The sequence below is a fragment of the Rhodanobacter panaciterrae genome, assembly GCF_014651895.1.
Taxonomy (GTDB): domain Bacteria; phylum Pseudomonadota; class Gammaproteobacteria; order Xanthomonadales; family Rhodanobacteraceae; genus Rhodanobacter; species Rhodanobacter panaciterrae.
Genome location: NZ_BMXT01000002.1, coordinates 195,391 through 209,757 on the forward strand (window position 1 = coordinate 195,391; position 14,367 = coordinate 209,757).

12 protein-coding genes are annotated in these 14,367 nt (G+C 61.9%); 11 read left to right on the forward strand and 1 reads right to left on the reverse strand.

What is annotated here, in order from left to right; genetic code table 11:
• Nucleotides 1-30: 30 nt before the first annotated feature.
• The 9 genes from IE071_RS10300 to IE071_RS10340 all read left to right on the forward strand — a co-directional run bounded on the left by IE071_RS10300 (nucleotide 31) and on the right by IE071_RS10340 (nucleotide 9,998).
• Nucleotides 31-1,119 (forward strand): TrbL/VirB6 family protein, encoded by a 1,089-nt coding sequence (locus IE071_RS10300; protein WP_229792856.1) that lies wholly within the window; start codon nucleotides 31-33, stop codon nucleotides 1,117-1,119.
• Between the two features lie 16 nt (nucleotides 1,120-1,135).
• The gene (locus IE071_RS10305; protein WP_189441119.1) at nucleotides 1,136-1,645 is read left to right on the forward strand and encodes a DUF4189 domain-containing protein; all 510 of its coding nucleotides are present in this window, start codon (nucleotides 1,136-1,138) and stop codon (nucleotides 1,643-1,645) included.
• A 68-nt stretch (nucleotides 1,646-1,713) separates the two neighbouring features.
• On the forward strand, nucleotides 1,714-2,040 hold the full coding sequence (locus tag IE071_RS10310; RefSeq protein ID WP_189441120.1) for a hypothetical protein: 327 nt from the start codon (nucleotides 1,714-1,716) through the stop codon (nucleotides 2,038-2,040).
• A 236-nt stretch (nucleotides 2,041-2,276) separates the two neighbouring features.
• Entirely contained in the window at nucleotides 2,277-2,882 is a 606-nt protein-coding gene (locus IE071_RS10315) for a hypothetical protein (RefSeq protein ID WP_189441121.1), read from the forward strand.
• Complete coding sequence (locus IE071_RS10320; protein ID WP_189441122.1) at nucleotides 2,879-4,555, forward strand: XVIPCD domain-containing protein; 1,677 nt, start codon at nucleotides 2,879-2,881, stop codon at nucleotides 4,553-4,555. The genes IE071_RS10315 and IE071_RS10320 overlap by 4 nt, the downstream gene beginning before the upstream one ends.
• 190 nt (nucleotides 4,556-4,745) lie before the next feature.
• Entirely contained in the window at nucleotides 4,746-6,422 is a 1,677-nt protein-coding gene (locus IE071_RS10325) for a type IV secretory system conjugative DNA transfer family protein (RefSeq protein WP_189441123.1), read from the forward strand.
• A gap of 50 nt (nucleotides 6,423-6,472) precedes the next feature.
• Nucleotides 6,473-7,840, forward strand: a complete 1,368-nt coding sequence (locus IE071_RS10330; protein ID WP_189441124.1) for an FAD-binding oxidoreductase — start codon at nucleotides 6,473-6,475, stop codon at nucleotides 7,838-7,840.
• A gap of 171 nt (nucleotides 7,841-8,011) precedes the next feature.
• A complete protein-coding gene (locus IE071_RS10335) occupies nucleotides 8,012-8,608 on the forward strand; it encodes a uracil-DNA glycosylase family protein (protein ID WP_189441125.1) in 597 nt (198 codons plus the stop codon).
• A 118-nt stretch (nucleotides 8,609-8,726) separates the two neighbouring features.
• On the forward strand, nucleotides 8,727-9,998 hold the full coding sequence (locus IE071_RS10340) for a nucleoside permease (RefSeq protein ID WP_189441126.1): 1,272 nt from the start codon (nucleotides 8,727-8,729) through the stop codon (nucleotides 9,996-9,998).
• A 6-nt stretch (nucleotides 9,999-10,004) separates the two neighbouring features.
• Here the strand turns inward: IE071_RS10340 and IE071_RS10345 are convergent, their stop codons facing one another.
• Nucleotides 10,005-11,777, reverse strand: coding sequence for a GGDEF domain-containing protein (locus tag IE071_RS10345; protein ID WP_189441127.1), 1,773 nt, complete (start codon nucleotides 11,775-11,777; stop codon nucleotides 10,005-10,007).
• A gap of 127 nt (nucleotides 11,778-11,904) precedes the next feature.
• Here IE071_RS10345 and dusB point away from each other — a divergent pair, with 127 nt between their 5' ends.
• Both dusB and metK read left to right on the forward strand, forming a co-directional pair.
• Nucleotides 11,905-12,891 carry a tRNA dihydrouridine synthase DusB gene (dusB, locus tag IE071_RS10350; protein WP_189441128.1) on the forward strand — a complete coding sequence of 329 codons (987 nt, stop codon included), beginning with the start codon at nucleotides 11,905-11,907 and terminating at the stop codon, nucleotides 12,889-12,891.
• A 171-nt stretch (nucleotides 12,892-13,062) separates the two neighbouring features.
• The gene (gene metK / locus IE071_RS10355; protein WP_189441129.1) at nucleotides 13,063-14,262 is read left to right on the forward strand and encodes a methionine adenosyltransferase; all 1,200 of its coding nucleotides are present in this window, start codon (nucleotides 13,063-13,065) and stop codon (nucleotides 14,260-14,262) included.
• Nucleotides 14,263-14,367 lie beyond the last annotated feature (105 nt).

Sequence of the window (14,367 nt, forward strand, 5' to 3'; positions counted from 1 at the left end):
CACCACCACTCGGCCGGGATAACGAGCACCATGGTTTACTTCGTCCTAATCTACAATTGGCTTCACGAGAGGATCGACAGCTTCGGGGCCAATCTGATGGGCGCCGTGACCAGTTGGATGACAGCTCTCGCCCTGATACTGGTCACCATATGGATCATGATTCAGGGCTACCGCCTGATCACCGGGCAGTCGCGCGAGTCGATGATGGGCCTGGTGACCAACATGGTGCGGGTAGTGGTGATCGTCACCGTCGCCACCACCGTGGGCGCCGTCGGCCACAGTCTGCACACTCTTGTCACCACCGAGCTGACGACCGACATCAATCAGTTGTTCACCGGTGACGACACCACGCTGGCAGAGACCATCGATAAAAACCTCGCCTACACTCAGTTGGCCATGTCCGCCATCGACACCGTGCAGGTACCCCCAGGCGACACTGAAGGCACCGCCAGCAAGACACGCGCACAAGCCTTCGCCACCTTTGGCACGGCCAGCCCGCCGATGGCTGCGGCCGCCATGCTGTTGCTCTACGAGATCACCCTGGCGCTGGTTATCGGGTTGGCACCGCTGTTCATCATGTGCCTGATTTTCGAGCAGACCAAGGGCCTGTTCCAGAAGTGGCTGCTTTACGGTATCGGCACGCTCTTCTCGATGGGCGTACTGGCCTTCATCAGCTCGCTGGTACTGCAACTCACGCTGAGAGTGGCAGGAGCACTCTGGACAGCCGGCATCATCAACAGCATTACTGGCCTGGGTGCCGAAGGCTTCACCAGTCAATCGATGCAGCAAGGCGGCATCGGCCTGCTGATGACCGTGTTGATCGTCTCCTCGCCACCGCTGGCGGCGATGTTCTTCCAAGGGACGGTGGGTAATTTCATGCACTTCTCAGCCTTTGGCGGCGGCATGGCAAGCCGACCCGGGCCACAGGGGCAACCACCGGGGGCGTATGGCGGCGGGTCCGGTGGTGGGGCGCATGCGCCAGCGCCATATACAGGGCAACCAAATACTGGTGGTCAGGGAGTAAATGCTTTTGGAAGTGCCTTTGGAAACCCAACACGCGTGAATGGTGCTCCCAGCGTTGTTCAGGTCGATGCTATCAAGTCAGTAACACCAAGATGACCAAGGGAGCCACACGATGAAATTCAGCCGCTGGTTATTGATTGGGTTGCTGTTGTTGCTAGGCAATGCAACACATGCCGAAGATGGTTGCCCATCCGGGCTGATTCCCGCAAGCGGCACAAATATCAACTCATGCGTTCCCATACCTCCAGGGTATTACGGCAATCAACAGCCGGCGCAACCACAACCATCGACACGACCGCAATGGGCAGATCGCTGGGGCGCAATCGCTACGGATTCAATGACAGGAAGCCTCGGGGCAGTCACCGGTATGTCGAGCGAAGCTGTAGCCCAACAAGCTGCGCTGTCCGATTGCACGGAGAAAGGGGGGACGAGATGTAAGCCGCAAACTTCATACCGGAATGGATGTGCCGCTATGGTTATTGGAGATAGAGAGTTCAATGTTGGTAGCGCCGCCACCATGAGCGAGGCTATTCAATCGGGTATGAAAGTTTGTACTGATGCCGGAAACACAAGCTGCCGCGTCTACTACTCAGCCTGCAGCCTGCCTGTAAGGATTCAATAGTCCAACCTCTCGCTCAGAACTTGCGTTCCGTCGCTGAAGTAGTTCTCCACCAAACACGGAGGTATGCCATGAAACTGCGCGCCCTATTCACCACCCTCACTCTCGGAGCGGCGTGCCTGACCACCGCTCCCATTCACGCCCAGACCGTGGACCCCTGCACCGTCTACATGTGCATGGCGGGCATCTCCGGCTTCGGACTCAGTGGTGGACCCGCCTGCGCCCCAGCACTTACCTACTGGCATACCGCCCTGGCCGTCTATAGTCCCTACTTCAACCCGCCTGCCAGTGCAGCACGGCGCAGGACATATCTGACGCCGGGCTGTCCTGGCGCCAACGTCGCCACCAACACTGCCGTGTTGAGCGCCATCATGACCCAGTGGGGCTGGGTGCCCTAGGGTCTCGATACTGATAGACCGTGATCCATCGCTTCAACAGCTGATCGATCGAAGATGATGCGCAACGAGACCCTGTCGTACATAAACGTGCTTATGGTTTATGCCCTGGTTGCATCGACGTTAATGCGTCACTTCACTCGCCCAGCACAACACCGGCCTAAGCGTTGTCGACACGACGCCTGACCAGCCTGCCTCAAGGCACTCATTAGTCATACGAATTACGTAATCGAGCCGCCATGTCAAAACGACTGACTTCCTCGCTGATTCTTTCGCTGGCCCTGATCACCTCTGCCTGTGGTTCCCCCATGAAAACTCCTGATATCAAGCAGAACCCGCATCCGAAGATGCGCTACGAAATCACCATGACCATCCAGGGCGCACCGGGGCCGTTCGATTCGATTAGCGGGTTCGTGCAATACAAGGTGTCGAATGGCCACTGCGTGCCCTTGACACCAATCAGCGGCGCCACGCTTCCACCGGAAAGCCGCATCCCTATCTCTTTTACCCGCGTGAGCGACAACTTGTACAAAGGCGATATCTATGCCGACTTGATGCAGGACGAGGACTACTACGGTCTGGGCGTCTGCCATTGGTCGGTGGTGGCGGCATCAGCGGATCTGAAAATCAAGACTGCAGCCTTGAGCCCGGCTATTTTTCACGACGACATCGTGGCGCAGAAGTCCGTGGCTACCTTTTTCGTCAACAGCGACTACCTCGACAGCGACAGTGCAAATGGCGAGGAACGTGTGGTGTCGGGCAACACCAACCGTGCTTTCTACCTGCCTACGTCACGGACTGATCTGTTCTCGATCTCGCTGACTGCCAAGGAAGACTTCCAATGAGTATCAGCTCAAGCGATTACGCCTTGCTGTCTCAGGATTCGTATCACGATCACCAGTTAAAGGACAAAATCACGCTCGGCGGCGTCCAGTACGAAATCCAAGATCACGTCGACAATCCCCGGACTGGCTATCAAGGTACCGCATACAAGCGACTGGATACCGGCGAAGTCGTCATCGCTCACCGTGGTACCGAGTTCGATAGAGAGCCAGTGCATGACGGTGGCATCGACGCAGGCATGGTGCTGGCTGGAGTGAACGCTCAGACGCCCGATGCGATGGCTTTCACCCGAAAGGTACTGGAAGAGGCGAAAGTCGATTCGGAACGGAGCGGACGCCCCCTGAGCGTCACCGTCACCGGTCACTCACTCGGTGGCACCCTGGCTGAGATCACCGCGTACGAATGCGGTTTGCATGGTGAAACGTTCAACGCCTATGGCGCCGCCAGTTTGTTGCAAGGTATTCCCCGCGGCGGACATCAAGTCATCGACCACGTTCGGGCCGGTGATGTAGTCAGCGCCGCCAGTCCTCATTTTGGTGAAGAGCACATCTATGCTGCCCAGCAGGATATCAACACGCTGAGCAAGGCTGGGTATCGCGACGATGGTGGTTTGTTGACTCCGCGCGCCCCACTAAAGGCAATCGACTTTGGCGCACACGCCATCGACAATTTTGTGCCCGAAAGCAAGGCCCTTGGTCACTCGATCATCAGCCCTGAAAGCGAAGCACAGTATCGCGCGCATCACGGCATGATCGATCGTTATCGCAGCGACATCATGGATCTGCGTACCGGTTTATCCGCGAGTTGGGAGATACCCAAGCTGGCGGCAGAAAATGGCATGGCGCTTGGTCGTGCTGCCTCCCATGAAATCACGCAAGGCGTGCATGCCGTTGAACATGGTGCGCAGTACGTCGCTCACGAAGCCGTGCAAGGCGTGCACGCTATCGAGCGTGGAGCTCATGCGGTAGCGCGTACGGCGCAGAGCGTCGCGCATACCGCTCACGACAACGTGCTGAAAGGTGCCCGCGCAACAGAGCACATCGTGTCGCAGAGCGTCCATACCGTCGAGCACACGGCGAAGGCTGTCGCCCGCACGGTCGGTGAAAATATTTCGCACGGTGTACGCACCACTGAACATGCTGTTTCGCAAGGCATCCATGCCGCGGAACATGCCGCGCAATCTCTGGCCAGAGACGCGTCAAAGGCATTCGATACACTGCGCCATCCCGGCTCATGGTTCGACGACAGGCCAGCGCCAGCAGCGGCACCTGTGCGGCTGGATCACACGACGCATCCGGATCATCCGCTCTATCAACAGACTCGCGATGCCGTGCATCGATTGGATGCCGAGCATCATAGAACGCCCGATCAGCACAGCGACAATCTCGCCGCGTCCTTAGTAGTCGCCGCACGGCGCGATGGCATGCAGGCGGTCAACCACGTCGTGCTAAGCAACGACGCGGCACGGACCTTTGCCGTGCAGGGTGATCTGAAGTCGTCGTTCAAACAGATCACCCATGTGGAAACAGTACAGGCCAGCAACACATCCATCGAACAGAGCAGTGCCGCGTGGCAACGCGCCATGCAACAGAAGCAGCCGGATCCGACGCACGCGCCGCAGATGACGCAGGAGCAACGGACCCAACAATCATCCCACCCTGCGACGGGGCCGTAGCTCGTCGCGCGCGGAATCCCGCAAACCGGATGCTCGGACGCCAACTCCGTTGCCCCATCAACAAAGCGCGCGCTTTCGTCATTCGCAATACACGCCACGAGAAACAATCGACGGATGGCGCTCTATGCGTATGAGACCTTAGATTGAATATGAAGAGCGTTCAAAAACACGTATCGCAGGATAGAACTTCATGAACAGGGAAAAGTTGTATTGGGCGATATTCTTGGCGTTTCTCGTGCTGGTGGCCGGAGAATATTTTTCAGGGTTCCTGACGCTGCTGTTCCTTCGACTGGATACCGGCTCGCTCAAATGGAATACCTACCTGGGTTACTTGCGCGCGCTGAACCTGCCGGAAGTTCAACCGTACTTTGGCCGCATCAAGGCGAGCGGTTATATCGGTTTCGGCCTGCCGGCCCTGCTGTGGTTGCTGGCGCTGTATTTCATGGCCCGCAAGAAGAAGCCATCCATCCACGGCGATGCCCGCTTCGCCCACGGTGGTGACCTGAGCAAACACGGCATGTTCAAGCGAACGGACAGCGGCATTCTGGTCGGCAAGTTCAGGGGTGAGCTGGTCAGGCTGAGCGGACAGCAGTTTGTGATACTGGCGGCGCCGACCCGCTCGGGCAAAGGTGTCGGTGTGGTGATCCCGAACCTGCTCGAATACGGCGAGTCGGCGGTGGTTCTGGACATCAAGCAGGAAAACTACGAGCTGACCAGCGGCTGGCGCGCCAGCCAGGGACAGGAGGTCTACCTGTTCAATCCATTTGCGGAAGATCGGCGCAGCCATCGCTGGAACCCGCTGAGCTATGTGTCGAAGGATCCCGCCTTCCGCGTGTCGGACCTGATGAGCATCGCGGCGATGCTTTATCCGGATGGAGCCGACGACCAGAAATTCTGGGTGAGCCAGGCGCGCAATGCGTTCATGGCTTTCGCGCTGTTTCTGTTCGAGAAGTGGGATGACGACGAAAGGAACGGCATTCCACTGCAGTTGCGCAGCAAACCCACACTTGGCGCCGTCTATCGGCTTTCATCCGGCGATGGCTCGGATCTGAAGCAGCTTTATCAGATGCTGGCACAGCAGACCTTTCTCAGCGGCAATGCGCAATCCGCGTTTGCCAATCTACTGTCGCAAGCTAACGAGACGTTCGCCTCGATCCTCGGCACGTTCAAGGAGCCGCTGAACGCATGGATCAATCCCGTGCTCGATGCGGCAACCAGCGACGACGATTTCCTGCTGACCGATGTGCGCAAGAAGAAGATGACGATCTACATCGGCATCCAGCCCAACAAGCTGGCGGAGAGCCGGTTGATCGTGAATCTTTTCTTCAGCCAGCTGATCAACCTGAATACCAAGGAGCTGCCGCAGGCCAATCCGGCGCTGAAATACCAGTGCCTGCTGCTGATGGACGAGTTCACTTCGATCGGCCGGGTGGAGATCATCGCCTCGGCCGTTTCGTTCATGGCCGGCTACAACCTGCGGCTGCTGCCGATCATCCAGAGCATGTCGCAGCTCGACGCCACGTACGGGAAGGACGTTTCGCGCACGCTGATCACCAACCACGCGCTGCAGATCGTGTTCGCCCCGCGCGAGCAACAGGACGCCAACGATTATTCCGACATGCTGGGCTACACCACCGTGCGCAAGGAAAACATCACGCGCGGACGCGAGACATCGCGTAGCCATTCGGAAGAGCGGCGCGCGCTGATGCTTCCCCAGGAATTGAAGGCGATGGGGACCGAGAAGGAAGTCTTCCTGTATGAAGGCATTCCGCATCCGGTGATGTGCCACAAGATTCGCTATTACCAGGACAAGTATTTCACTGTACGCCTGCTGCCCAAGGTCGATATCCCCAGGCTTGCGGTCTAGTCAGCGACGACACTGGCCGTCACGCGCCGCTTCGGCGCTAGACTTGGCGGATGCTGCCACCTTCCCTTCTCGATGCGCTACGCACCATCTTCGCGGCCGATGCACTCTCGGTCGGCGAAGCTGAGCGCATCGCCTATTCATACGACAACTCCCGTCTGCACGCGCTGCCGGATGCGGTGGTGTTTCCCACCGAACATGCACAGGTGGAGTCGCTGGCACAGGCCTGCCGCACGCACAAGGTACCGGTGATCGCGCGCGGACGCGGCAGCAACACCACTGGCGCCACAGTGCCAGTGGACGGCGGTGTGGTGGTGAGTTTCGAGCGGATGAACCGGATTCTGCGGATCGATCCGGACAACCGGCTGGCAGTGGTCGAGCCCGGTGTGTTGAATGGCGATCTGCAGCAGGCATTGGCGCCACACGGTTTCTTCTGGCCGCCCGATCCTACCTCGGCGCCGTGGTGCAGCATCGGCGGCAACCTGGCCTGCAATTCGGCCGGGCCGCGCACGGTGAAGTACGGCAGCCCGCGCGAGAACACGCTGGGTCTGCGCGCGGTGGCCGGCAACGGCGAAGGTTTCCGTTGCGGCACCTATACCAGCAAGGGTGCCACCGGCTACGACCTGACCCGCTTGCTGATCGGCTCGGAAGGTACGCTGGCGCTGATCACCGAGGCGACCCTGAAACTCACGCCGAAGCCGTCGGCGGTACGCACGTTGCGTGCGACCTATCGCGATGTCGGCAGCGCCGCGCGTGCAGTGGCGCGGATCATGGCGCAACCGGTGACACCGTGCGCATTGGAATTCATCGACGACGTGGCGCTGAAGCTGGCGCACGAGCATGGCGGCGACAGCGTGCCGCTGGCTGGCGCGATGCTGATGATCGAGGTCGACGGCGAACCGACCACACTTGAAAGTGCAGTGGATGCAGTGGCTACCGCCGCACGCGGTGACGGACTGGAAGAACTGCGGGTGGCGCAGAGCGCCGAGGAAACCCGCGCGCTGTGGGCGGCACGCAAGGCGCTGTCACCGGCGCAGCGCACGATTTCGCCGAACAAGATCAACGAGGACGTAGTGGTGCCGGTCAGTCATCTGCCCGCGCTGGTCGACGGCATCAAGCAGTTGTCGGCGAAGCACGATGTGTTGATCGTCACCTTCGGCCATGCCGGCAACGGCAACCTGCACGTGAACTTGTTGCCACGCGACGCCGCCGAACGCGAGCGTGCGCATGCCTGCCTCGCCGATGTGTTCGCGCTGGTGATCTCGCTCGAAGGCACGCTGTCGGGCGAGCACGGCATCGGCATGGTCAAGCGCGAGTTCATGCCGCTGGCGCTGGAAGCTTCCACGCTGGCGTTGATGCGCAACATCAAGACCGCATTCGATCCGGACGGGATACTCAATCCGGGCAAGCTGCTGCCGTGAAACCGCGATCCCGGCATGGTCGTGCAACTCTCCCTTCTGTCGCAGGGGAGGGCCGGCCAGGAGTCAACCGACCTCGCGGCAAGCCCGCCCACCCCCTCCCGACCTCCCCCTGCATGCAGGGGGAGGAGCTTCGCTTCGATCATGCCCTGACGTGCATCCAAGGGGCGTTGCGTGGCTGAATCGCTCGACAAGCTGCTCGTCGATATCCGCGCCTGCCGACTGTGCGAGGCACATCTGCCACTGGGCCCACGCCCGGTGTTGCAGGCGTCGTCCACGTCACGGCTGCTGATCGTCAGCCAGGCGCCGGGACGCAAGGTGCATGACACCGGCACTCCGTTCAACGACGTCAGTGGCGAGCGCTTGCGCGCGTGGCTGGGCATCGACCGCGATGCGTTTTACGACGCCAGCCGCATCGCGATCGTGCCGATGGGTTTCTGTTTTCCCGGTACGGGTCGCGGCGGTGATCTGCCGCCGCGACCGGAGTGCGCGCCGACTTGGCATCCGCGTTTGTTGCCGTTGCTGCGGCAAGTACGACTGACTCTGGTGATCGGTCAGTACGCGCAGGCCGGTGTGCTTGGCGTGCCGCGCGGCACCCGCCTCACCGATACCGTGCAGACGTGGCGCGATCATCTCGCGCACGGCCGTCTGCCGCTACCGCATCCGAGTCCACGCAACCGGCTGTGGCTGGTGCGCAATCCGTGGTTCGAGACGGAACTGCTGCCGGTATTGCGCGAGCGCGTGGCGGCGACGCTGAACGACGCCGGCTGAGCCCGCGCCGCAGTGCGCCTTGCCGGGCGCCTGCCGATTCATCTAACCTGCTTGGTCTTCATGGCCACGGGCTTTCCCTCGGCCTTGCTGGGGAAATCACTATGCGGGATATCGATTGATGAGCATCAAGCTCCGTCTTGTGGCAATGAACTTCATGCAGTTTTTCGTGTGGGGTGCGTGGCTGATCACCATTGGCGCCTACTGGTTCCAGTACCGGCACTGGTCCGGTGCGCAGTTCGGCGCGATCTTCTCGACCATGGGCATCGCCTCGCTGTTCATGCCGTCGCTGATGGGCGTGATCGCGGACAAATGGCTCAATGCGGAAAGGCTCTACGGCCTGCTGCACATCGGCGGCGCCGTGGTGTTGTTCATCATCCCCACGATCGACAACCCGACCACGCTGTTCTGGGTGATGCTGCTCAACATGATGTGCTACATGCCGACGATCTCGCTGGCGATCGCGGTGGCCTACAACGCATTGAAAACCAACGGCGCGGACGTGGTGCTGGTGTTCCCGCCGATCCGCGTATGGGGCACGGTGGGTTTCATTGCGGCGATGTGGGTGGTGAGCCTGCTGCATCTGGAAACCTCGGGCGGCCAGTTCTACGTCGCCTCCGCTGCGGCGCTGCTGCTCGGCCTGTATGCGTTCACGTTGCCGAAGTGCCCGCCGCGGCTGCGTGGCCAGGCGCACACATCGTGGCTGGATACGCTGGGCCTGACCTCGTTCACGCTGTTCAAGAACAGCAAGATGGCGATCTTCTTCCTGTTCGCGATGCTGCTGGGTGCGGCACTGCAGCTGACCAATGCCTATGGCGATACCTTCCTGCACGATTTCGCCAACGTCGATGCGTACAAGGGCATGATCGCGGTGCGTTACCCGGCGATCATCATGTCGATTTCGCAGGTTTCGGAGACGCTGTTCATCCTGGCGATTCCGTTCTTCTTCAAGCGTTTCGGCATCAAGACCGTGATGCTGATCAGCATGCTGGCGTGGGTGCTGCGCTTCGGCCTGTTCGCCTATGGCAACCCGGGGCCAGGCCTGTGGATGATCGTGATGTCGTGCATCGTCTACGGCATGGCGTTCGACTTCTTCAATATCTCGGGCTCCTTGTTTGTCGAGGAGCAGAGCGACCCGGCGATCCGCGCCAGCGCGCAAGGCCTGTTCATGCTGATGACCAACGGCGTCGGCGCGGTGCTCGGCAGCCTGATCAGCGGCAAGGTCATCGATGTGTGGTTCACCCATGCCGATGGCAGCAAGGACTGGCACGGGATCTGGACGACGTTCGCCTCGTATTCGCTCGCGGTCGCCGTGCTGTTCATGATCTTTTTCAAGCACAAGCACGATCGCGCCGCTTCGACTGCCACCGTGGACAGCCTGCATCAGGTCTGAGACGGCTCAATGCAGCAGCGAGCTGGCGACTACCCGGTTACGACCAAACGACTTCGCTGAATACAGCGCCGCATCGGCGGCGCGCATCCAGCTGCCGAGGTCATGGCAGCGATCGCCGTCGAACAGCGCCACACCGATGCTGATCGTGATGTGATCCAGCGGCACCGCAGCCGGTAACGACAGTGCGGCGACGCCGGCACGCAGGGTCTCGGCCAGGCGTAACCCGGCGTCCGCACCCAGCCGCGGACACAGCACGGCAAACTCCTCGCCACCGATGCGCGCGATGTGGCCGACGTCGACGATCGCGCAGCTCAGGTAGTCCGCCACCATCGACAGCACACGATCGCCCTGCGGATGGCCGGCGCTGTCGTTGACCCGCTTGAAGTGGTCGAAATCGATCAGCATCAGCACATGCGTCAGCCGCGGCGCATGGTCGTCGCCGAGCAAGGCGGTGGCGCGCTGCATGAAGGCGCGGCGATTGTCGACGCCGGTCAGCGGATCGCGCAGCGCCTGTACCCGCAATTCGGCCGCATACCGGCGCTGTGCGCGCAGCAACAGATACAACAGGCCGGCGATCAGGATAAGCGCCACGCTGACGCCCTTGGTCAGCATGCCGACCAGCGCCTGACGCTGCTGCGACTCGACATGCTCGGCGGCCTCGGCCTGCGCTGTCTTGAGCGCCAGTTCCTGCAATCGATTCTGGTGCTCCAGGGTCTGGATGCGCAGTTCGTTTTCGCGTGTTGCATAACGCGCTTCCAGCGAGACCTCATCCGAGTGCAGTGTCGTGGCATTGCGCTCGCCGAGCAGGCGGATGACTTCACGCGCATCATCCAGCGCCTGGCGCGGCTGGCCAGCCTGTTCGCTCATCCGGCTGCGACGCTCCAGCAGCTCGGGCAGCAGGCCATCCATCTTCGCGGCGCGGGCATCGTCCACCGCGGCGCTGATCGTGGACAACGCCCGCGCCGACTGGCCCAGCGTGGCGTAGTCGAGGGCGATGTTCGCGCGCGAAACCAGCGCGTCGCTGATCCGGCCGGTGGCCTGCTCCTGCGCCAGCGACGCCTGCGACAGCAGCAGTGCCTCCTTCGCCCGGCCGACCTTGAGATACATCTGCGCCAGGTTGTCACCCACCATGGCTACCATCTGCTCGGCGCCGAGGCTGGCGAAGTGCTGACGCGAGCGTTGATAGAGTTCGATCGCTTTCTCAGGCTGGTTCAGGCCAGCGAAGTTCACGCCCTGGTCGTTCTCGGCCTCGGCCAGACTCCAGGTGTCGCCGAGGGCGCGATAGGCGTCCTGCGCCTGTTCGCACAGCGGCATCGCGCCGCTGGCCCGTTCACTCATTGCATAGGCATCGCACAGGTTGTACTTGGCCCAGGCGATGATTTTCGGGTCGGTCGCATCCTGCACTTTCGCAGCCGCGCGCAAGGCCTCGCTGATACCGTCACCATTCCCGCTGGCGATCAGATGGCGCGAGCGCAGGAAGCCGGCCGACGCCGCGGCCAGATCGTAGTGCCGCGCCGCTGCCAGGCTGTCCAGCCGCAGCAGTGCCTCGGTCAGCGCAGTGTCGTCATTGACGTTGACCGCCGCGGTGCCCATCAGCCACAGCAGATCGCGCTCCTGTGCCGGTGCCGCGCTGCCGCCCAGCTTGTCCAGTTGCTGGCGCATGTCCGCGATCAATCCATGCGGATCGGCTTCGGTGCGGTAGCGCAAGGCATCGCGTGCGGACATGGCAACGCCGGCATGCGCAAGCATCGCCAGCAGATACAAACCGATGATCAGCATCCCCCGCATCGCGGCCATCCCCTGGCAGGCCCGAACGGCTTGCATTCTCCGCCATGTCACATGACAAGCAAGTGCCCGCCGCATGGGCATCCCGTCGTCGTGCCGTTGCTGCAGTTACAATGGCGGGATGCGCATCGGCCCTTATCTGATCGACCCGCCCGTGGTGCTCGCCCCGATGGCAGGCGTCACCGACAAGCCGTTCCGCCTGCTGTGCAAGCGGCTGGGCGCGGGTCTGGCCGTGTCGGAAATGACCAATGCCGACCCGCGCCTGTGGCATACGCGCAAGTCGCTGCAGCGAATGGACCACGTCGGCGAGCCCGAACCGGTCAGCGTGCAGATCGCCGGCTACGACCCGGCGATGCTGGCCGAGGCGGCCCGCTTCAACGTCGCCAACGGCGCGCAGATCATCGACATCAACATGGGTTGCCCGGCCAAGAAGGTATGCAATGTATGGTCCGGTTCGGCGCTGCTGCAGGACGAGCCGCTGGTCGCGCGCATCGTCAAGGCAGTGGTCGACGCGGTCGAGGTGCCGGTGACGCTGAAGATCCGCACCGGCTGGGACCGGCAGAACCGCAACGCGCTGAACATCGCGCGCATCGCCGAGGACAATGGCATCGCCGCGCTGGCCGTGCACGGGCGCACCCGCGCCGACAAGTACGAAGGCGACGCCGAATACGACACCATCACCGCGGTGAAAGCCACGGTGCGCATTCCGGTGCTGGCCAATGGCGACGTGAACACGCCGCAGCAGGCGCGCCATGTCTTCGACGTCACCGGCGCCGATGCGCTGATGATCGGCCGCGGTGCGCAGGGCCGACCATGGATCTTCCGCGAGATCGCCCACTATCTGGCCACTGGCGAGCTGTTGCCCGAGCCGGAGCCGGTCGAAGTCGCCGCGATCCTGCTCGGCCATCTTGAGCAGCTCTACGCGTTCTATGGCGAGCTGGCCGGTGTGCGCATCGCGCGCAAGCACCTGGGTTGGTACGCCAAGGACCGGCCGGAGAACGCTGCATTCCGGCAGGTAGTCAACCGCGCCGAATCGGCCGACGCCCAGCTGCGCCTGACCCGCGACTATTTCGCCGCCCTTGCCGCTGGCGAACGGCTGGCGGCCTGAGCAGAACCTCCCGCGGAACCCGCCATATATGTTGAACGGCCGTCCAAACGGCTGAACATCCGCCTAACCCCCTGCCCCGCAGAATCCGTGCGGGCTGCAAAACCTGGGGCGGGGATGTATCATGCCCAACTTCTTTTATCTCTCTATCCGCACGAAAGGATATATACCGCGATGTCCAACTACCTGTTCACCTCCGAATCGGTCTCCGAAGGCCATCCGGACAAAGTCGCCGACCAGATCTCCGATGCCGTGCTCGACGCGATCCTCGTGCAGGACCCGCGCGCCCGCGTCGCCTGCGAGACCATGGTCAAGACTGGCGTGGCGATCGTCGCCGGCGAAGTCACCACCAGCGCGTGGATCGACCTGGAGGCGCTGACCCGCAAGGTCATCGTCGACATCGGCTACAACTCCAGCGAAGTCGGTTTCGACGGCGAGACCTGCGGCGTGCTGAACCTGATCGGCAAGCAGTCGCCGGACATCAACCAGGGCGTGGACCGCAAGAACCCGGAAGACCAGGGCGCCGGCGACCAGGGCCTGATGTTCGGCTATGCGACCAACGAAACGAAAGACATGATGCCGGCGGCGATCTATTACTCGCACCGTCTGGTCGAGCAGCAGGCGAAGGTCCGCAAGGCGAAGAAGTCGCCCTTGCCGTGGCTGCGTCCGGACGCGAAGAGCCAGGTCACCCTGCGCTACGAGAACGGTGTGGCGACTGCCATCGACGCCGTGGTGCTGTCGACCCAGCACGACCCGAGCGTGAAGCAGAAGGACCTGATCGAGGCCGTGCGCGAGCACATCCTCAAGCCGGTACTGCCCGCCAAGCTGCTGCACAAGGGCACCAAGTTCCACATCAACCCGACCGGCAAGTTCGTGATCGGCGGACCGGTAGGCGACTGCGGCCTGACCGGCCGCAAGATCATCGTCGACACCTACGGCGGCTGGGCGCGCCACGGTGGTGGTGCGTTCTCGGGCAAGGATCCGTCCAAGGTCGACCGTTCGGCCGCCTATGCGGCGCGTTACGTGGCGAAGAACATCGTGGCCGCCGGCATCGCCGACCGTTGCGAAGTGCAGGTGAGCTACGCGATCGGCGTGGCGCACCCGACCTCGATCTCGGTGACCACGTTCGGCACCGGCAAGATCAGCGACGAGAAGATCGAGAAGCTGATCCGCAAGCATTTCGACCTGCGCCCGTACGGCATCCTCAAGATGCTCGACCTGATCCACCCGATGTACCAGCAGACCGCCAGCTACGGCCACTTCGGCCGCACCCCGCAGAAGATCAAGGACGCCAACGGCAACACCTACACCACGTTCTCGTGGGAGCAGACCGACCGCGCCGAGGCGCTGCGCAAGGATGCCGGGCTGAAGTAAGCCGACGTCACACGCTGCAAACGAACGGGCCGCCTTGTGCGGCCCGTTTTTTTATCGCACGCAGACGTGTCCGCCATGGGTGTGATCGCCGCACCAGCTACAATG

Excerpts from the sequence above, each read along its gene's own strand:
- IE071_RS10315 (WP_189441121.1), top strand. The coding sequence starts at position 2,277 with ATGTCAAAACGACTGACTTCCTCGCTGATTCTTTCGCTGGCCCTGATC.
- dusB (WP_189441128.1), top strand. The coding sequence starts at position 11,905 with ATGCGCATCGGCCCTTATCTGATCGACCCGCCCGTGGTGCTCGCCCCG.
- IE071_RS10300 (WP_229792856.1), top strand. The coding sequence starts at position 31 with ATGGTTTACTTCGTCCTAATCTACAATTGGCTTCACGAGAGGATCGAC.
- IE071_RS10305 (WP_189441119.1), top strand. The coding sequence starts at position 1,136 with ATGAAATTCAGCCGCTGGTTATTGATTGGGTTGCTGTTGTTGCTAGGC.
- IE071_RS10340 (WP_189441126.1), top strand. The coding sequence starts at position 8,727 with ATGAGCATCAAGCTCCGTCTTGTGGCAATGAACTTCATGCAGTTTTTC.
- IE071_RS10330 (WP_189441124.1), top strand. The coding sequence starts at position 6,473 with ATGCTGCCACCTTCCCTTCTCGATGCGCTACGCACCATCTTCGCGGCC.
- IE071_RS10320 (WP_189441122.1), top strand. The coding sequence starts at position 2,879 with ATGAGTATCAGCTCAAGCGATTACGCCTTGCTGTCTCAGGATTCGTAT.
- IE071_RS10310 (WP_189441120.1), top strand. The coding sequence starts at position 1,714 with ATGAAACTGCGCGCCCTATTCACCACCCTCACTCTCGGAGCGGCGTGC.
- IE071_RS10325 (WP_189441123.1), top strand. The coding sequence starts at position 4,746 with ATGAACAGGGAAAAGTTGTATTGGGCGATATTCTTGGCGTTTCTCGTG.
- IE071_RS10345 (WP_189441127.1), bottom strand. The coding sequence starts at position 11,777 with ATGCTGATCATCGGTTTGTATCTGCTGGCGATGCTTGCGCATGCCGGC.
- metK (WP_189441129.1), top strand. The coding sequence starts at position 13,063 with ATGTCCAACTACCTGTTCACCTCCGAATCGGTCTCCGAAGGCCATCCG.